The sequence below is a fragment of the Virgibacillus sp. AGTR genome, from assembly GCF_016919725.2.
Classification (GTDB): domain Bacteria; phylum Bacillota; class Bacilli; order Bacillales; family Amphibacillaceae; genus Virgibacillus; species Virgibacillus salarius.
The window spans coordinates 1-18,492 of record NZ_JAJERH010000084.1 but is presented as its reverse complement, the minus strand read 5'-3'; the positions used below and the strand labels follow the sequence as shown (position 1 = coordinate 18,492).

Below are 18,492 nucleotides of genomic sequence, written 5' to 3'. Positions count from 1 at the left end.
GCACTTGCAGAAATACTACTTACATTTGTAATTAAAAATGAGAGAATAAGAGTTACAGAAATAATTTTCATCAATGATTTCTTCAAAATGGACACCTCTATTTCATTATATTGGAAATACACAGATATTACATCATAGATAAAACCACTAATATACAATTATTTCTATTTGTTTCAAATATTTCTAAACGGGATATTCATTTAGATATGGAAAACTTTGTCTTGATCGAGTTAATCTATTGCGACAAAATGTCATTCACACAAAAAAAGGGATGGTAATGTCTCATTTAACTCGTCTCAAATCGTTGTTAATTGCTTAATTTTTTAACTCGTAAACAGATTACCTTTGTAATCGAAGGAAAACATAATCAGGTACGACTAGAGGCTTATGATGACCAAGGTAAAGAGATCCATATATCCACAGATGGAATCGACCTAGAAACTATCACGAAAAATGATAGGATTATTGTTAAAGGTAGGAGTATTATTCCGCAATCAATAAAGGAAAAAACTAATTATATTAAAATTCACCCAAAAGTGGCTTTAACCGGTGGAGACCCAAATGATCCGTTAGAATTAGAGCCAATAAAAATTGACTTGAATAAATAATAATTCCTTTCCAATTACAATTGAATTATAAGGGTTATTCATTCCAGAAAAGGGCGCTTTAATGGAGCAACGAAAAAAGCCTAATTTCTCAATATAAATGTTGAGAAATTAGGCTTTTTAATATGGAACTTTCCTTAACGTTGTAAATCCGCATTTATCTTAACTATCCATAACGGATGACTTTACAGTATTCAATGTAAAGATATCCGTTTTTTTGTTTCTTTAAATCCTAGATAACTGTATTCAGTTTTATAGTATTTATAGTAAATTAAGAAAGCTCATGTTTAAGAGGCTGACCTGGAAGATTTGATGGTTCCCTTAATAAGCAGCAAAGACTTGAAAAAACATCATTTAATCAGGAGGATTCAAAATTATGAATATGTTCAACCTAAAAGAAACAACAGCTCTGTTACAATCGTATGGTTTCAAATGTGACACGGAAATGGTAAGCCATTGGATAAGTGAGGGGAATATTAAAAGCATTGAAAACGGTCGAGCATACGAAGTTTTGGAGGAAGAAGTTTATAGATTTATAGAAGCATACAGATGGGAAGGTACAGCCTTTGAGGAAGGCATTGATGATCAAACTAAGATTGAGAGATTACTAGAAGAAATTACGGATCTTAAAAAGCAAATTGTAAAACTACAAGAAGAAAAAGCTGAATTAGAAGATCAATTGGGAATCATGCCATTTTAGACAATTCAGCTACAGGAGGATGGATTTCATGAGAGTAATTACCCTTTGCACAAAAGAAGGAAAGACTCGGTACATGTTACTAGATAATGACAATGAGCCAGTCCAAGCCCGTTTTACAGTATTTAAAGTTTAAGGACAATAGTGGGGCTTCACGTAATACCTTACGGTCGTTCTCATATCATTTAAAACTGTTCTTTGAATTCCTAGAACAAATAAACAAGGATTATCGTGATATCGGAATAGATGAAATGGCGGATTTTATGCGGTGGTTACAAAACCCCCACCAGGATGTAAAGGTGTCCCCTATCTTCCCTAAACAGCCAATTAGAAAAGCAAAGACAGTAAATATCATCATCAATACTGTTCTTGGATTTTATGACTACCTAATGAGACATGAGGACTATAGTATTCAGCTGACGGAACGTTTAAAGAAACAAGTATCAGGGTCCCGCAAGGGGTTTAAAAGTTTTCTGCACCATATAAACAAAAATAAATCCTTTACCTCTCATATTCTGAAATTAAAAGTGCCAAAACAGCGGATGAAAACGCTCTCAAAAGATCAAATTGCATTAATAATGAATGCTTGTGTAAATATACGGGATCAATTTTTAATACAGCTACTTTGGGAAAGCTCTATGCGTATTGGTGAAGCACTTACATTATGGCTTGAGGATTTCGAGGTTGATGCGAGAAAAATTCATATACGTGATCGGGGTGAATTGTTTAATCTAGCTGAAATTAAAACGGTATGTAGTCCCCGAAGTATCGATGTATCTGAGGATCTAATTAATATGTACTTTGATTATATTGCTCAATTTCATACCGATGAAGTGGATACAAATCATGTTTTTATTAAGTTTTCAGGGGAAAACAAAGGACAACCGTTAGAATATACCGATGTAGTATCGCTGGTTCAGCGTCTGCGTCATAAAACAGGCATTTATTTTACTCCGCATATGTTACGCCACACATCGTTAACAGAACTAAGAAAGGCTGGTTGGCGAGATGAACATTTAATGAATCGGGCTGGCCACGCTCATATTCAAACAACAATGCAGATGTATATTCATCCTTCGGATGAAGACATTCAAAAAGATTGGGAAAACGCTCAAGAGAGAATGAAAATCAACAAAGAAAATAAGGAGAATAACGAATGAATTTATCTGTTGGATACCTACTCCCAGAAAATAAAGTCAGTGAAATAACCAAAAAAATTTCTGGATACTTTGAAAATGACATTTGGGATACAGACGATGTAGCTTTTATTGATTTTAGAAAATCGGAATGGGGAAAAACTCATCGTAAAATGAATTTTTCAGTATTTCCATCTCAACTTAAAAATGAAATTAAGTTTTTTATCCTTACTCGTATTCAAAAAGGTGATCTGCAATTGTATTCAGCAGTACATAATTATGCCAGGTCTTTTAAACAGCTTTCTAAATTTCTTAAGAAATTTTATCCCAATATTAATAGTTTTGCAGATTTAGACATAAATAAAGCATTCATGCAATTAAGATCACATTTAAGTGAATTAGGTTTGAGCATACGAATTTATGGGAGAAGGAAACTATCTAATTACGAAAATCTACTGAATCGTTTGTTTTTGTTTTATAAAGACTTCTATGATATAAGAGATGAATTTGAAAAAGATATCTGGGATGTTAGAAATATTCCAGGTGCAAGATTTCCTGATCACGAATCAAGACATATCCTGAATTTCGAAGATATCCCTATTCTCTTTCGTCCTTTAGCAAAAAGATATTTAAAATTTAGGATCAGTCATTTATCTCTTGGCCAATGTAATCTTGACGTTAGAATATTAAAGTTATTTTTGACATTTATACATGATAAAAATCCTTCTTGGAAGGATTTAAATGCCTTAACACGGAAAGATATCGAAGATTATCTAATATATCATAATAAGAAGTTTCACGAAAAAATACAGTCAAAGAGAAGTTATTTAATTGTCCTAAATGTATTCTTGGAAACAATTGAAAAACTGCAATTCGATGAAGCACCTGTGTTGCCTGTAAATCTCTTGTTATTTAAAGAAGATATCCCTAGACCGATAAAAAAGTCTGAAAATGATATCAAATACATTCCTGAAGGGATTCTTCAACAAATTGAGGAAAAGCTAGAGTTCTTAAAGCCATCAAAATACGTACCGATTATTGTATTACTTCAGGCTACTGGTTGGAGAATATCAGATATTCTTAATCTACGTTACGATAATTGTTTGGAACAAACACCGCAGGGATGGTACTTATGCGGCGATATTAGAAAAACACAAGTAATGAATCATCGTGTACCGATTACAAAAGAAGTAGCAGATGTAATAGAGGCTGTAATAAAAGTGACTAAAGATCAAAGTAATACAATTAATAATCCAAAAAACTATTTATTTGTACAGCTGGAAGGTGTCCGGAGAGGCCGCCCCTATAATTATTACGACATTCGCAGAAGTTTGAAGCGTTTTACTGAGGAAGAAAACATAGTTGACGATTCAGAGAATCCCTTTTTTATCAAAAATCATGCCTTTCGGCATACCAAGGGTGTAGAGCTCCTTAATAACGGAATGAACATACTGCATGTTCAAAAATGGATGGCCCACGCTTCCCCTGAAATGACTTTACATTATGCAAAAATTCTCGATACTACTATGCGTAAATATTGGGAAGAAGCTACAAAACAAGGTATTTTTCGTATTGACATTGAAAATAAACGTCCGGTTAAAGTTGAACTTACGGATATCGAGAATGAAGATATCATTGAATGGGAATATATACGCCATAATTTAGACGCTGTTAAGATGGAGCTTGGCTATTTGTATGAAACCAATTAAGCAACCATGCCCCACTCAAGCGAACCCTTGTCTGTCTTGCCGTAATTTCTGTACTACACCCGAATTCATACCCCAATTTGAAATGGAAATTACGGAAGTTAAAAATGTAATTGAGCGAGGCAGGGCTTTAGGGCGGCAAGTATGGATAGATAAGAATCAGACCACTCTAGAACGTCTAGAGCCTATTCTAGAAACTTTGAAGAATGGTACAACTCATCATTTAGCCGGAAAAAAAGGCCGCGAATATATTGGAAAGGAACGCACTCATGAGAAGTAAGCATATTAGAAATACCGAAGGTGTAAAAAAGCATGCCCAGATGAAAAGCCAAGAGACAGCCCAAAAGGTAGACCAGGCTATTCAACATCTTATCAAAACGAAGGCTAAAATTAACTTTAATCAAGTTGCCATGGAATCAGGTGTATCTAAAGCTTTTCTCTATAACAATCAAGAAATACGGAACCGAATAGAAGGATTACGAAAGCAGCAAGAAGGGCTAAATTCACCGCAAACCATAAAACGTAATATGACTGATGCCAGTAAGGATTCGCTTATCGCAGCTAAAAATAACCGCATTAAAAAACTTGAAGAAGAAAACAAACGTTTAAAGGACGAATTATTAAAATTACGTGGTCTGATCTATGATAAAATTTGATAATAAAAAAATTTACTACTTTATTTCAGTTTTACTTATTGTACTATTGGTTCGGTTTGGGTTGGTGGATGAAAATAGTAAAACATAGAATGATAATATAAAATTAAAAAGAAACAAAATATTTAATATGAAGGAGTACTTCAAATGAGTGTATCCGAAAAAACCGAAATTAATTTAGTAGCACTTGAAGAACTGGATATACCAGGGTTAATTGCACTTTCAGCTGCCGTTGGATGGGATTATGATAAACATGAAATTCGAACAGTAATGTCATCTGGTAAAGTTTACGGACACAAGAATATGGAGGGGAAAATTGTATCGAGTGCAGCAATTATTCCGTACGGGTCAAGTCTAGCATCTATTGGTATGGTTATTGTTCATCCAGATTACAGAGGTAAAGGACTCGGAAGAAAAGTAACCCAAAAATGTTTAGATTCTGTTTCAGACGAAACCACGGTTATGTTAATTGCTACAGATGAAGGAAAACCAATGTATGAGAGCATGGGGTTTTGTTCGATAGACTGTGTTTATAAATATCTTTGTGACAGCTATCTTTCGATAGAGCAAAACAATAATTTGGATATGGAAATAACTCCTATACATGAAGAGAATTTACCTCAAATTGTGAGGTTAGATAAGAATGCTTTTGGCGAGGAAAGAAAGACTTTTCTTATCCATCGGATTAAGCAGGCAAAAGAAGCACTTGTCGTCAAAGATTCCGATGGAATGATCATAGGGTTTGCCCTATCTGTTTTAGGACCTATTAATCTAATTTTAGGACCTATTGTAGCACCTAATGCTCATATAGCATCTTTGTTAATTGATAAATTGGCTAATAATCATCAAGGTAGATTAAGAATCGATATTCCATCAGGGAATGAGGCTTTTATGTCGCATTTGGAAAAGTGTGGTTTCACAAAAGTAAGTCAGCCTCCTATAATGATTAAAAATTCAAAGCAATTACCATCACGTAATAAAGCATTATATGGAATAGCTGCACAGATTTTTGGATAACATTGTTATTCAACGAGTGCGTTATTTAATAACACATCATAAATGGTTAAACTAAATTTAAACCAATATTACATTGAATACATGTAAATGATGTGAGAACCGTTGATATTTCAATTGTTCTCACATCTAAGTTAAGATAATTCCGATTTCCTGACGCTACCCCTATAAAGGATCTCCAATTCGTATGGATGGCGGGCTACCGATTATTTTTTAATACGCTTCAAATGTAATCAAGCATGTAAATAATAGCATGGTAAGGAGTTTGTCCTTGTTCAAGAACCCCAGAATACTATATAACCTTACATATCTGGGGTTACTTTTACTATTCTTTAAAGGGTGCATTCATAACCCAATCTACAAAACCCATACGAAGCATAGAAGAACTCAAGTTATTTGGTTGTTGCTGAGCATTTTTAAGTTTAGAATCATATTTTATGAGCTCAATCATAGATTTTTTGAAACCTAATCGAGGATAAGTTTCAATTATATAATGAAAGGTTTCTTCTGAAATATCTTCGATACGTAACCCCATTACATCCATTCCTGCTCCTAAATGAACCAAAGCAATTTCTGGTTGTTTTTCTTCAGCAATTACTGATGTGTGTAGAATAATCGCTTCACGAACTACATTAATTTTATCTTGTGAAAAGCTGTGAGAACGAAGGAACTTCTCAGCATGATCAGCACCTTCATATTCAAAAGAATGTTTACAACAAACTTGCTCTGTAAGACCAATATCATGCAAGACAGAAGCGAGGTAGAATAACTCCTGATCATAGTTGAATCCATATTTTTTCCCCAACGCACCGCCAAAAGCATAAGTTCGCAAACAATGATTATAAAGAAATTTTGGAGAAATCTCGTAAACTAATTGAGTTGCTTCTTTTGCTACTTTACTGTCAGGAATAATGATGTTATCCATATTTTTCTCCTTAGTTTAATAAATTTTTTTCTTTCAGTTTACTGTTATAACGAGGGTTAATGATAGGAAAAAGGATGCTACATGCTAGTCAAATAGATTTCTCACAACACCTCCTATTACGGACTTTTTTTAGCGCAATTGCTCGATTAAAACGTAGTGACTGGAGCGAGTCTGCGGAGATAAAGGAATAACGGTGTGCTAGGGAGCCGATGATGACTTATCTAAGGCGATTCATGAAGTCGCACCGTTTTTGGGTGTTGAAGCTAAACGCGTCTCAACACGCCCAGATTTATCCACATGGGCTAATTTTATAATTCCCTAGATCATAAAAAAGACCGATCGGTCTCTTCTAAGATAACTCATTATATGTTAATGTACAACTAAAACATGTTTCAATTTATCAACAAAGATAATGGAGGATATTATGAGAAAAGGTGAGCAAACTCGGAAACACATTGTTCAAAAGTCAGCGGAATTGTTTAATCAAAAGGGATATGCTGGCTGCTCAATGAATGACATTATGGATGCTACAGGTCTACAAAAGGGGGGGATTTACCGCAATTTTAAAAGTAAAGATGAGATTGCGTTAGAGGCATTTGATTACGCTACTTATACTGTCTCACAACACTTTTCTGAAGCGATTCTTCATGCTAACACAGCAACAGAAAAAATCGGTTCTTTGTTTGATGTATATGAAGATGTGGTAAATAATCCACCGGTAAAAGGGGGATGTCCATTGCTAAATACTGCCGTAGATAGTGATGATACAAATCCACTTTTAAGGAAGAAAGCACTCGTAGCTCTCCATACATTCCTCAACATGATTAAAGAGATTGTTGAAGAAGGTATTCAAAACGGAGAGTTAGCTCCTGACATTGATACAGAGGAGTTGGCTTCCTTTATTGTTGCAATTTTTGAGGGAAGTATTATGATTAGTAAACTAGAAGGAGATAATAAGTACATTTCTTGCGGTAAGCATCAGGTACTACGTTATTTACGTATGCATTAACAAAAGATTATGGCAGGACTAACCGGAATCAATTAGCAAAATGCTTAACAGAGGGGTGTCAAAAATAGGTTTATTTTTTTTAGAAAGAACAAGAGCAACAGCTAAATACAAAACCAATGAGAATCATTAGGCTAACCATCGCAATGTTAATGGTGACATTATTTGTTTTAGCATTATCAATGGCTTTGACCTTACCTTAATAGAGTGGGTTATCATAATAGCAGGAGTTGATTCTGTCTTTGATGAAATCAAAGAATATAAACAGAAGAATTTAAAATGATTAGGCATCGGAAGATTACTCAGTGATTTATGTCCAAAAAGGGATCCCCATTTTATGAAGCTAGAGGTTTCACCTTCAAATATGAAAAAACAGAATACTGGAATAAAAATTACATTTTATTAAGATATTATCGATTTATATAAAACTTTGGATTAAATTAAAAATCGAGCACATTATTGTAATAATAGTTAGCTATAATAATATCTTTCATTGATAAATGTTGGATTAAAGGGAGAGAAAGAGCATTAATGTTGCATAAAATGGGCGCTTCCATAGCAAGAATTGTGCTCTTTCTTAATGTTTATTTCCTTTTTATGAGATGGAAAAGAAATGAAATTATTTTGTTCTTAATTTTTGGAAATTGGATCTAATGAAGAATAATTATTGTCGTGCTCAAGGACATATAGACACAGTGAATTTACAAGATAGGTTTGTTTTAACGGAGGGATAAATGTGTTAAAAAATAGCATTATCAATGCTTTAATATTTTTTGTGGGATTTACAATTAATGATTTAATCTTTAATGAGGAAATTCAGTGGATAGACAATATCGGAATTCTTGTTTTTACATTTTTGTTTTATGCATTTTGGGAGTGGTCAAAAAAGCCATATGATTGGAATAAAAATAAATCTGAAAGATAACAGACTTTATTTAAGAGGAAACACAAATTATTAAAGGAACCATGCTTATTTAAAAAACGGGCGCAAACATGGAATGCGAGAGATTTTTTTAGGTTCCATACTAGGTGTCATTTTAGTTGCACTTATAATAACGTTATTCAAAAAAGCGAACTACATAAATTAATAATCGGGTCCATTTCAATATGAGAGTTAACTTCGATCAGAACATAAGAACAAATTTTGTGGATCAATGATGCGGGTATATAATTCAAGAAGAAGGAGTTGATATACTTGGTAATTTTTGCAGAGGTATTACGTACAATTTCTTACGTCATACTTATTATTAGTGCTGCTTTCTATTTACGACATTTAGAAAAAACTAAAAAGCAAAGAAAACTTTTAATCTTTGAATTTACAATGTACATAATCATACAGGTTGCCTATCTCTTTTTTGGAATAAGTTTATTGATTTCGACATTTGCTGATTAGTTATAAGTATCCATCAGTTATTCGAAAGCCATAACAATCTATCGATTGATTGAGTTTTTATAAGACCATCAGGTTTTATTTTTTACATATTATCCACATAACTAGACTCCACAATCGGGCACGAATCTGGAATAATGAACAGTGCCATATATTTATTTAAAAGGACATTTTACGGAATAAAACAACTTTTAGGGGGGATAAAATGGACAGAGATAACGAAACTTCTGAAGAAAGAAGAGAAAGAATGAGACAAGAGGAATTAAAAAATACTTCTAGTAGTATTCACGGAAGTAGTCTTCCTGATTTAGTAGGTGGTATAGGTTGGAAGGGTACTGGAATACTCATTCTTGTATTAATATTAGCTATTATAATATATGTCATTTTCTTTCATTAAAGGACGTATTTCTGTCAAGAAACTATTCTTGAATAATAGTCCGTTCTTATTTAATTGACGGGTGTATGTCGGGAATAAGAGGACCTTTATGCTGTATTTCAAGAAAGGATTTTATCCCGCATATAACTGGAAGTAAGCCCCCTACTTCAAGCAATAAAGTGAAACAATATGGATAAGTGGGGGATCAGCTGACGGTAAATAATGTTGGATTGGTTCTAAGGCCTTTAGGTCATACCCTTGTGGTATTAAAAATCAGTGGGGGTTTGTTTATCCCCTACTGATTGAATTTTTACCTTATTGAATATTTTTAAGAGGATTTGCATTTTGACAAGGATTATTTAAGTGAGTGTAGAAATTAATAGCGACTGGGGGTTGTAAGAATGAAAGTTAAACGCATTGTTGCCAATGTGGAGACACAAGATATTACAAAGGCTAAGCGTTTTTACGAGGAAATTCTTGGACTTGACCAATTAATGAATATGAATTTTATTGCAACATACGGATCGCATGTAAAAATGCAACCGCAAATTAGTTTCCTTTCAGAAGGTGGTTCCGGCACACCGGTACCTGATTTGTCAATTGAAGTTGATAATCTTGATGATGCATTAAACCGCATACAAGAAGCAGAAATTCCAATTGAGTATGGCCCAATTAGTGAACCATGGGGTGTACGACGTTTTTTCGTAAGGGATCCGTTCGGTAAGCTCGTCAATATCTTAATCCATCTTTAAACGAATGCTTTAAGAGATGTACATCAAGATGTTACGCAATTCGACGCAAATCTGAAATAAGGTTATTTCAGATATTGGTTAAAAGGGCTAGTTTGTTGAAGAAGAGGCGAATCAAAAAAAGATAAGGATGTCATGAAGAAAGGAAACTTCCCTTTGTAATTGCAATAGCCGGAGTTTCTGGTGGAGGGAAAACAGCGGTCACTACAAGTTTAATTCAGAAATTATCTAATTCAAAGGCACTTTATTTTGATGGTCCCGATAACATTATAAATTGGGTGGAGAGTGGTTCTAATTATAACCTATGGAACTTAACACCTCTCATAAGGGATTTACAAGTGCTACGCAATCAGCAACTCAATTATATTATCTTAGATTTTCCTTTTGCCTATAAACATTTTAAAATAAGTAAATTTATTGATTTCGCTGTATTTATTGATACTCCTCTGGATATTGCGTTAGCACGCCGAATGGTTAGAGATTTTCGAACGGCTTCCGTTAAAAATATCTTGGCAGATATGGAGAATTACATTTCCAAAGGTAGAAAAGGTTACATTGAAATGCTAAATACAATTAAACCCAATTCTGACATCATCATTGATGGAATAAAACCAGTATCAGAGATTGTATGTCATATATGCGAACAGCTAGAATAACCTTATGGACATCTTCCTCAAACGGGGTTTGTTGCAGAAAAGTATTTAAGGGGTGGCGATCGCCATCTCTTTGATCCCTATGCAAAATAACACTTAAAATAGGTGTAAATTACCTCCAAAAGTGACAGGCAAGTAAATCAAATAACCGCAAATCCGATTTAAAAAAATGAATGATTTGCGGTTATTTGTCATGCGTTTCTGGGAAGTTGCATTTTTTAGTTCGGGCTTACTTAAAATCAAACTTTTTCACAAAAAACAATGGATGAATTCTAAAATACAATCTCATATAAAGCCCTTGACGACCAATACTGGACAAGCCAAGGGCTGAAGAGTCTACTTATCGATATCGAACAAGGTGTTGGATTTAAAAGAAATGCATGGGTCGGAAGTTAGTCACTTCCTTCAACTCGACTATTTACAGTTTGCTGTCACTATTTTCATCCATAAATTTTTTGCTATTTCATTGTTAGGATCTAATAAAAGAATCTTTCTAGCAACGTTAAATGCTTCCTTTTCGGATACTACAGTATCAGGAACATCATGTAAAAACAGGAGGTTAGTTAAATAACCTACATCTTGTTGATAGTTAATTCAACACAACGCTTTGCGTGATATAATGCAACGTAGTAAGCTCCTTTAATGTGACATAGTGGGTTAACCAGCATATCAAAAGCTATTCCATGAAGTTCTACTTTTTCATTCTCAACTATTAATCTCATAATAAAGGCATAGTTGGTAATATTAGAATTATTAAAAGCAATGTTTGTTAATTCTGCATCAAGTTCTTCATAAGAAAGATCGCTAGAGATTTTTTTAGCCTTTTCTAGATTACCACTTAAAATAAAGTCCTTTAACTTGTTAATCAATTTAGTTCACCCACCCATTACTAATGTATATTTTTCCGTTAGACCTTTTAAAAGTTACTGTAGTTCTTCCACTCATCTTCAATGTTTTTTTTACGAACATTTTTATACGCACTCTCTTTACCATAACGCATTACATGCGATATTACTTTAGAGACATCGCTCCAATTGCTGTCCCATGATTAAATACGTCGTTAGTAATACTTCCATCAATTGCATTAAATTCTTTTACTATCTTACCCTCTAAATCTTCATGGCTTTTATTAATACCGCTATCTAATATTGCTATTTTAATATTTTCATCTTCTGTATTTGCATTTACCCCCATTAGATCTTGACCCCATGGTGAGACTTGTCCGTTTGACCATTGAAGTTTTTTAAAATCATCCATCTTATTGTAACAGTATAGCATTGACGAAGTAGCGAGAATTACTATCAATACTAGACCTGAGACAAGATATTTATACTTAATCTATTAGTCCTCCCTTCCCAAGTTTGTGGCAAAAATATATATTTTATAATATAATTTTTAAAAATCCATATAATTTTAAAAATTAATGAATTTTAGTGTCCAGTGTCCAAGTTCTTTTTGAGGCTTATAAGCTTCTAAAACATCAAACAACCGTATTAGTAAGAACAAACACTTTAGTATCAGATCTACTAGGCTTGGTTTGTATCAATCGGTTATAAAAATAGATCAATATCGAATAAAATGTTGACTCAGAGAATTCTAAAATCTCTTATCTAAAAGGATAAAGAACTTATAATTCAGTTTATAACGGCGAATGGAGCGAAAATGCTGGAGTAAGCTTTAAATATTTACCTATTTGGGGTAGTACCAGCGAACCTGTCACTACCAGCAATAAGGAATACAATTAAAGATGTAAAGGGTTTTCCATTTCTGATTGCCTTTCCTCGATTGGAATTCGTTCCATCATATCCAATTTAAAAGTGCCATAAGATTTACGTGGCTGTAGATAAGTGCACTTAACGCTTTTAAATCTTCAGACGTCATCATCTCTGGACAATAGGGCCATTTTACTGAGTAAGGACTTATGGTTAATTTCATATGCGATCGGAGGATATTATGGGGTACATTATGAATTTAAGGGATATCGTAGGTAGTCGTCCTCTAATCATGGTGGGAGCATGCGTAATTCTTGTAAATAATAAAAATGAATTATTATTACAGCTTCGCAAAGATAATAATTGTTGGGGATTAGCTGGAGGTTCTATGGAAATAGGAGAAACTTTAGAACAAGTAGCGAAAAGGGAGTTACTAGAAGAGACGGGTTTAATTGCAAATAGTTTAACCCTTTTAGATGTCTATTCAGGACTTGATTTTTACTATAAATATCCCCACGGTGACGAAGTATATAATGTAGTGACAGCTTATATCTGCCGGAATTATAGTGGAATGTTAAAAAGAGATGAGAATGAAGTTAAAGATTTGAAATTCTTTACTTTGACTGATCTTCCTTCCAATATTAGCCCACCAGATTTACCAATAATCAATGAGTATAAACGAAGATACCTATGAAGCAATGTCCCCATTTTGCATGTAAGAGCCATTTAAAAGAATATTATTTTCTTAAAGAGAGGAGGACTCAATTAATGCCTTATTATTGGTGCATTGGTACTTCCATTCTTTATATATGCTCTAATAACGGATTTTAAATTTTCAAGAAGTGATGAATCTAAAGATAAAAAAGAACAAATATTAACTTATTCATCTAAATATGCACTTGGTGTATTTCCAATCGGATGGCTTATTCTTCATTTATATCACAATTTCATTGCGAGCATACCATATGATACATATAGGGATGCGATATGGGTATTACTATTATTCACCGTTCAAGGATTTGCGGTCAATTATTATAAAAAAATAATCGGAAACTAATAAGGAATAAGTAATATTCCAGAAAAGGGCGCAATTCTAGAGTAAGGATTATCGCCCTATTTTGAAGGTAAGTCCCATTTTGTCGAAGAAAGAGTAGATAAATAACGCGAGGGGAAAATATATTTTTGCTCGATATCGGTAGCATTGTGTTTGGAATAATTACATTGACACCTCACATTATTAATCTGATGAGATATAAAGGTCGTACTCTTAATAGCTGGGTCACCCTTTCTACTATAAGTATAAGTGCTTGTGCCATTTCGCTATGCTTACAATTATTGCAACCTATCTTATAGTTAGGATAGCGGATTGAACGGGTCGGAGTAAATACGCTTATCAGGAATTGTATGAAGCTACAGGATGTTTCGACTACTCCAATGAGAAATTTCCTAAAAAACAGGTAGCAGCATTTTGTCGATACGCCAAAAGTGCTGTTAACTTCAAAATTACTGTTCGCAGGTGGAGTAATTATCTTCAATCTAGTGGCATTAATGATTGATTATACCTATTTGCATCTTGGTTTGATATCTCTCGCACTATACAGTCTTACCGTTGGGATCGAAGAAATAGTAAAAAAAAGGGAAGCTATCTAGCGTTGGTAGGTGGATTTCTAGTTTTCTTGTTTGTATATTTGCTGTTTATGAACACAACTCGATGAAGCGAATATAGTGAGCGACGGCATAGCTGTTTGACAATAAAGATGGCATCTCTGATATGAAAGCAAATGACATAATTGCTTATACCGAATAAAGCTATACTTAATAGAAATATAGAAAGGAGACTGCAATCATGCGAGTACTGTTGCTCCTGTTTCTTTCTCTCCTTATTGTTACGTGTGGATGCACAAGGGAGTCAGATGCAACAAAAAGTAACGAAACAGAAGTGAAAAAAGAAGAGATTGCAAAACAGGACTTATCTACAAACGATATCTTGTACGGACCTACAGATCCATTGTACAAAATAGATGTAGTTTATGATGAAAAAAACCATGAATTAAGGGGTAATATGGATGTACGTTTTCACAATAATCTCGATAAAACCCTAGAGCATATATATTTTAATTTATGGCCAAACGCCAAGCAATTAGAAGATGGGAGTATCGAGGTTAGCAATGTTCAGTTGAACAGTAAGGAAACTGATTTTATGGTGCAAAATACAGTGTTGAATATAAGCGGCATCTCCTTGGAAAAAAGAAAAGAGGCCACGATTTCAATGGATTTCACGGTAACAATTCCTAAACAAAAGGGTCGATTTGGCTGGCATAGTTCACAGGTTTCACTTGGAAATTGGTTTCCTATTCTAGCAGTCTACGATCATCATGGGTGGAATCTAAATCCTTATTTTGCTGAAGGAGAGTCGTTCTATTCCTTGTCAAGTAATTTCGAGGTCACTATACAGATAGAGGAAAGCTATACAGTCGCCGCTACTGGACAGCGAGCGAAACCGATAGTAAATTATGGCTACATATCAGTTCCAAGCAGAAAATGTCCGGGATTTTGCCATGGTATTCAACAGGGATTTTAATCAAAATGTAGGAATGGTGGACGGAATTCAGGTAAATGTGTTTTATGCAGACGAAGATAAGGATGATGTAGAAGCAATGCTTGCAACAGCAAACTATGTCCTTCCGCTTTTTAAAGACTTATTTGGTGAATACCCTTGGGATGAACTGGATATCATCAGCCTTGATATGGGCAAGGAATCCGATTTAGGCATGGAGTACCCACAGTTGATCATGGTAAATACGCCAGCACATTCGAGTGTTGAGGCAATCTACCAAACTGTTGAACATGAGACCGCACACCAATGGTTTTACGGTGCTGTGGGGAACGACCAATATGCTGAGCCATGGCTGGATGAATCTTTTTCTACCTATGCCAGCTATGTTGCTTTTTATGAAACACTTGATTTTAGCTGGGTGAGAAAATTCGGGAATAAGAACTATCACCTTACCTCTCCTGTGTCTACGTTCACGGACCGGGAAGATGAGGGTGGAATGGGGAAATATAGTGATGTGATCTACGATTTTGGTGCGAAGACATTACATGATTTGCATGAAAAAGTCGGTGATGAACTTTTTTATAAAGGGATGAAGACGTATTATAGGAAAATGAAGTTTCGTGTAGCAACGACAGCTGATTTTATACGGATTATGGAAGAAGCGACGAATCAGGATCTAACTGATTTCTTCAGAGAACATCGGGTTTTTGTGGAGGAAACGATGTGAAAAGGAGGTCCTGTTAGTGACAGATATTTATTTAGTAAAACACGCCCATCCTGTCTATACGCCCGACGGAATGGGCAGATCGCCGGGAGCGATAACGTCAAACCCTTACCTAACTGAATAATAAGAATTAGTGTTCATATAGTACATATCATATTACAACATAAAGCGCATGAAGGAAAAATTAAAAGCTAGAGTCCCATACAATATCGAACTTGTGCCAAACTCACTGCCTCATGAAATAACCGTCTAACTTTTAGGGAACATTTGATAGTTACGATTTAGAAATATAAAACTTCAAACCTTTCTAGTGTAGGATAGGTGGAGGGTTTTGAGGATTATTTGTGTTTTTTATACTTACATGTAGTTCATTCATATCGTTAACAGCTGCATAAAAGACCTCCTTTACATCGGAAATATTTTTTCTTTCTAACTCTTCATAAAGCCATGATTCATTTAAATTTCTTGAATATAGGACTTTTTCATAGATCTCTCCATCCATAACAACTGGTACATCAATCCCCTTATTAAAAACATCCGGTTCTGGTGAAATATGTTCGACGCGTGCAACTTCCTTTTCAGGATACAATTTAACAGATAAATATCCATTTGCTTCAACTATAGCTAATTCAACATCCTTTACATTAAAAATTTGTTGTTCTCTTAACATTTGCAAAATGGTATCAATCGGGTACTGTATTTTTTTCATTTTATTCACTAAAAACTGTCCATGATAAATGACCATTGTAGGTTCAAATGTTAACAAACGACCTATTTTACGATTTTTGATTTTCCAAGTCGCAATTAATTTCTGTAGTAAAGCTATTGCAATAATGGCAATCGCTGTATATATATGATTGATCTGTGGGTCTGCAATATCAGCACCAACTACAGCACCCAAAGTCAAAATGACTAAAAAGTCAAACACCGGCAATTCACCTATCGAGCGTTTTCCCATATAAAGTGTTGCAAACAGTGCTAGTGGCAAAATGGTGACAACTCGACCTAAAACTTTTAATATTTGTAATGCATGTTCCATAACATCACCTCGTATAGAGAACTTTACATTTTAATATGACACAGATATTTATTTATTATTTACATGTTAATGGAAATATAAAAAAGCTGTAAAAAATATTTATCTCTACATCTCTAATATTTTAAAAATTGCTAAGAGGGATATTAAAGAAAATGAAATAAAACTCTTCGTTATTTTATTATAGAGCGGGATTCTTGAATAGATGTGATGCCTGAATAGAGCCATATTAAGGAGTAATTAAAACTAGTCCGAGGATATTTTATGTTAAAATATAAATAATGTTTCGGATGTTAAGTATTTCAACTATTGGGCAGAATAGTGGAAGAAGAGGAGGACAAAAGTGTACAAACAAACATTGTGTTTTATTCGAAGAAAACATTTTAAATGTCGAAAGAAGATATAATCACTTTTGTTTAATTAGAAATGTTAAATAAACTAATTATAAGTTTGAAGAGCTGATAACCAACTAATAATATTCCTTTTTCAACAAAAGAGTGCAAAATCTGAATAATGAACACCTCCATATTTCATTTAAAGGGATAGAATGCAGAATGGATTTTAGAGAGGAAAATTGAATTAATTGTAGTTAGGGGAAATATTTAACCTAAATGAATAGAAATGTTTAGGAAGAGGGCTATGGCGATATGAAAGAGTTTAAAATAACTATCGATAATCATACATTCTACGGCTATGAATGTGGCAATCAAAGTGCCCCTTCTCTAATATGTCTCCATGGCATGACGGGTGATTCGAATTCCTTTGGTGGTCTTGCTGAATACCTGAAAGATGACTTTCACCTAATTTTTTTAGATAGTCCAGGCCACGGGAAAACTCCACCTTTGGAGCATGAAGAGGACTATATATTTTCTTCTTTAGTAAAGCGAATGATCTTGATTGACGGAGGGTATGTGTTTCCTGAGCATGTAGAAGGATTGACAAAAGAGAAGGCACTTTCTGCTTGGGAAGAATACGAAGAATACATTGATACTGCTGTTTATTCTTCATGGAAAGATGTTGTTGACACATATCAAGCATATACAACAAAGAAATGGAACAACCACCTTGATCATATTATAATTTCAAATTTTGACAAGGTTGATGGTAAATTCAAGTTGAAAGCAGATACATTTAGTCTTTTATCTACAATTAAAGCTTTTTACATAGAACCTAGCTCTAGTACTTATGAAAGTATAAAGTGTCCTACATTATTCTTTCATGCCACTGTACCGATAGAGGACGATTCGCGGACAGAAGGAATTAAAAAGATAAAAAAGGGCATAGAAAGAGTGAAAGTTGTAGGTATAAATAATACAAAGCACAATTTACATTGGGATTCGCCAAAAAAAGTATCAGATGAAATAATTGGGTGGATGTCGAGTTTAAAAACAACTTATTTGTCTTAAACAGTTAGGTGTAATAATGGAAAAAGGACTGTGTCTCCAGTCGGATAATGAATAACACTCAGTAGTTTAACTGGATATTTATGTTAAAAGACTAAGGGATCCAAAATGTTGTATTCTAGTGACGATGTGGCAATGTTAAGTAATAAA

18 protein-coding genes and 2 pseudogenes are annotated in these 18,492 nt (G+C 34.1%); 15 read left to right on the top strand and 5 right to left on the bottom strand.

Annotated elements, in window-relative coordinates; genetic code table 11:
* The first annotated feature begins 311 nt into the window (after positions 1-311).
* The 6 genes and pseudogenes from JUJ52_RS20165 to JUJ52_RS20140 all read left to right on the top strand — a co-directional run bounded on the left by JUJ52_RS20165 (position 312) and on the right by JUJ52_RS20140 (position 5,814).
* Entirely contained in the window at positions 312-608 is a 297-nt protein-coding gene (locus JUJ52_RS20165; RefSeq protein WP_228089170.1) for a hypothetical protein, read from the top strand.
* A 373-nt stretch (positions 609-981) separates the two neighbouring features.
* A complete protein-coding gene (locus tag JUJ52_RS20160) occupies positions 982-1,305 on the top strand; it encodes a hypothetical protein (RefSeq protein ID WP_228089169.1) in 324 nt (107 codons plus the stop codon).
* A 28-nt stretch (positions 1,306-1,333) separates the two neighbouring features.
* Positions 1,334-2,462: pseudogene (locus tag JUJ52_RS20155) on the top strand (tyrosine-type recombinase/integrase).
* Positions 2,459-4,147, top strand: coding sequence for a tyrosine-type recombinase/integrase (locus JUJ52_RS20150; protein ID WP_228089168.1), 1,689 nt, complete (start codon positions 2,459-2,461; stop codon positions 4,145-4,147). The pseudogene JUJ52_RS20155 and the gene JUJ52_RS20150 overlap by 4 nt, the downstream one beginning before the upstream one ends.
* 266 nt (positions 4,148-4,413) lie before the next feature.
* Entirely contained in the window at positions 4,414-4,800 is a 387-nt protein-coding gene (locus tag JUJ52_RS20145) for a DUF6262 family protein (RefSeq protein WP_205389297.1), read from the top strand.
* Positions 4,801-4,944: 144 nt separating this feature from the next.
* Positions 4,945-5,814, top strand: a complete 870-nt coding sequence (locus tag JUJ52_RS20140) for a GNAT family N-acetyltransferase (protein WP_228089167.1) — start codon at positions 4,945-4,947, stop codon at positions 5,812-5,814.
* Between the two features lie 322 nt (positions 5,815-6,136).
* Here the strand turns inward: JUJ52_RS20140 and JUJ52_RS20135 are convergent, their stop codons facing one another.
* A complete protein-coding gene (locus tag JUJ52_RS20135) occupies positions 6,137-6,736 on the bottom strand; it encodes an HD domain-containing protein (RefSeq protein WP_228089166.1) in 600 nt (199 codons plus the stop codon).
* 424 nt (positions 6,737-7,160) lie between these two features.
* On the opposite strand from JUJ52_RS20135, the gene JUJ52_RS20130 reads away from it, so the two are divergent.
* From JUJ52_RS20130 to JUJ52_RS20110, 5 genes are all read left to right on the top strand, one after another.
* Positions 7,161-7,745: a TetR/AcrR family transcriptional regulator gene (locus tag JUJ52_RS20130; protein WP_228089165.1), complete on the top strand. Its 585-nt coding sequence runs from the start codon at positions 7,161-7,163 to the stop codon at positions 7,743-7,745.
* 733 nt (positions 7,746-8,478) lie between these two features.
* The gene (locus JUJ52_RS20125; protein ID WP_228089164.1) at positions 8,479-8,667 is read left to right on the top strand and encodes a hypothetical protein; all 189 of its coding nucleotides are present in this window, start codon (positions 8,479-8,481) and stop codon (positions 8,665-8,667) included.
* A 670-nt stretch (positions 8,668-9,337) separates the two neighbouring features.
* Positions 9,338-9,529 (top strand): DUF6366 family protein, encoded by a 192-nt coding sequence (locus JUJ52_RS20120; protein WP_228089163.1) that lies wholly within the window; start codon positions 9,338-9,340, stop codon positions 9,527-9,529.
* A 380-nt stretch (positions 9,530-9,909) separates the two neighbouring features.
* Complete coding sequence (locus JUJ52_RS20115; RefSeq protein WP_228089162.1) at positions 9,910-10,260, top strand: VOC family protein; 351 nt, start codon at positions 9,910-9,912, stop codon at positions 10,258-10,260.
* 158 nt (positions 10,261-10,418) lie between these two features.
* The gene (locus JUJ52_RS20110; protein ID WP_228089171.1) at positions 10,419-10,913 is read left to right on the top strand and encodes a nucleoside/nucleotide kinase family protein; all 495 of its coding nucleotides are present in this window, start codon (positions 10,419-10,421) and stop codon (positions 10,911-10,913) included.
* A gap of 569 nt (positions 10,914-11,482) precedes the next feature.
* Here JUJ52_RS20110 and JUJ52_RS20105 read toward each other — a convergent pair.
* From JUJ52_RS20105 to JUJ52_RS20095, 3 genes and pseudogenes are all read right to left on the bottom strand, one after another.
* Positions 11,483-11,779, bottom strand: a complete 297-nt coding sequence (locus JUJ52_RS20105) for a hypothetical protein (protein ID WP_228089161.1) — start codon at positions 11,777-11,779, stop codon at positions 11,483-11,485.
* Position 11,780: 1 nt separating this feature from the next.
* Positions 11,781-11,949 (bottom strand): annotated as a pseudogene (locus JUJ52_RS20100) (polymorphic toxin type 35 domain-containing protein); the annotation flags it as partial.
* Positions 11,922-12,104: a S8 family serine peptidase gene (locus JUJ52_RS20095; RefSeq protein WP_228089160.1), complete on the bottom strand. Its 183-nt coding sequence runs from the start codon at positions 12,102-12,104 to the stop codon at positions 11,922-11,924. The gene JUJ52_RS20095 and the pseudogene JUJ52_RS20100, both read right to left, overlap by 28 nt.
* A 759-nt stretch (positions 12,105-12,863) precedes the next feature.
* On the opposite strand from JUJ52_RS20095, the gene JUJ52_RS20090 reads away from it, so the two are divergent.
* From JUJ52_RS20090 to JUJ52_RS20080, 3 genes are all read left to right on the top strand, one after another.
* Positions 12,864-13,316, top strand: coding sequence for an NUDIX hydrolase (locus tag JUJ52_RS20090; RefSeq protein WP_228089159.1), 453 nt, complete (start codon positions 12,864-12,866; stop codon positions 13,314-13,316).
* 1,152 nt (positions 13,317-14,468) lie between these two features.
* On the top strand, positions 14,469-15,203 hold the full coding sequence (locus JUJ52_RS20085; protein WP_228089158.1) for a gluzincin family metallopeptidase: 735 nt from the start codon (positions 14,469-14,471) through the stop codon (positions 15,201-15,203).
* Positions 15,181-15,906, top strand: coding sequence for a M1 family aminopeptidase (locus JUJ52_RS20080; RefSeq protein WP_228089157.1), 726 nt, complete (start codon positions 15,181-15,183; stop codon positions 15,904-15,906). Before JUJ52_RS20085 ends, JUJ52_RS20080 begins: the two co-directional genes overlap by 23 nt.
* 304 nt (positions 15,907-16,210) lie before the next feature.
* Here the strand turns inward: JUJ52_RS20080 and JUJ52_RS20075 are convergent, their stop codons facing one another.
* Complete coding sequence (locus JUJ52_RS20075) at positions 16,211-16,942, bottom strand: DUF421 domain-containing protein (protein ID WP_228089156.1); 732 nt, start codon at positions 16,940-16,942, stop codon at positions 16,211-16,213.
* 644 nt (positions 16,943-17,586) lie between these two features.
* Here JUJ52_RS20075 and JUJ52_RS20070 point away from each other — a divergent pair.
* The gene (locus JUJ52_RS20070) at positions 17,587-18,345 is read left to right on the top strand and encodes an alpha/beta fold hydrolase (protein ID WP_228089155.1); all 759 of its coding nucleotides are present in this window, start codon (positions 17,587-17,589) and stop codon (positions 18,343-18,345) included.
* Positions 18,346-18,492: the final 147 nt, after the last annotated feature.

Bases quoted from the DNA above. Each gene is read 5' to 3' on its own strand.
- JUJ52_RS20070 (WP_228089155.1), top strand. From the start codon at position 17,587: ATGAAAGAGTTTAAAATAACTATCGATAATCATACATTCTACGGCTAT.
- JUJ52_RS20135 (WP_228089166.1), bottom strand. From the start codon at position 6,736: ATGGATAACATCATTATTCCTGACAGTAAAGTAGCAAAAGAAGCAACT.
- JUJ52_RS20075 (WP_228089156.1), bottom strand. From the start codon at position 16,942: ATGGAACATGCATTACAAATATTAAAAGTTTTAGGTCGAGTTGTCACC.
- JUJ52_RS20140 (WP_228089167.1), top strand. From the start codon at position 4,945: ATGAGTGTATCCGAAAAAACCGAAATTAATTTAGTAGCACTTGAAGAA.
- JUJ52_RS20115 (WP_228089162.1), top strand. From the start codon at position 9,910: ATGAAAGTTAAACGCATTGTTGCCAATGTGGAGACACAAGATATTACA.
- JUJ52_RS20090 (WP_228089159.1), top strand. From the start codon at position 12,864: ATGGGGTACATTATGAATTTAAGGGATATCGTAGGTAGTCGTCCTCTA.
- JUJ52_RS20085 (WP_228089158.1), top strand. From the start codon at position 14,469: ATGCGAGTACTGTTGCTCCTGTTTCTTTCTCTCCTTATTGTTACGTGT.
- JUJ52_RS20130 (WP_228089165.1), top strand. From the start codon at position 7,161: ATGAGAAAAGGTGAGCAAACTCGGAAACACATTGTTCAAAAGTCAGCG.
- JUJ52_RS20145 (WP_205389297.1), top strand. From the start codon at position 4,414: ATGAGAAGTAAGCATATTAGAAATACCGAAGGTGTAAAAAAGCATGCC.
- JUJ52_RS20095 (WP_228089160.1), bottom strand. From the start codon at position 12,104: ATGGGGGTAAATGCAAATACAGAAGATGAAAATATTAAAATAGCAATA.
- JUJ52_RS20120 (WP_228089163.1), top strand. From the start codon at position 9,338: ATGGACAGAGATAACGAAACTTCTGAAGAAAGAAGAGAAAGAATGAGA.
- JUJ52_RS20080 (WP_228089157.1), top strand. From the start codon at position 15,181: ATGGTATTCAACAGGGATTTTAATCAAAATGTAGGAATGGTGGACGGA.
- JUJ52_RS20160 (WP_228089169.1), top strand. From the start codon at position 982: ATGAATATGTTCAACCTAAAAGAAACAACAGCTCTGTTACAATCGTAT.
- JUJ52_RS20150 (WP_228089168.1), top strand. From the start codon at position 2,459: ATGAATTTATCTGTTGGATACCTACTCCCAGAAAATAAAGTCAGTGAA.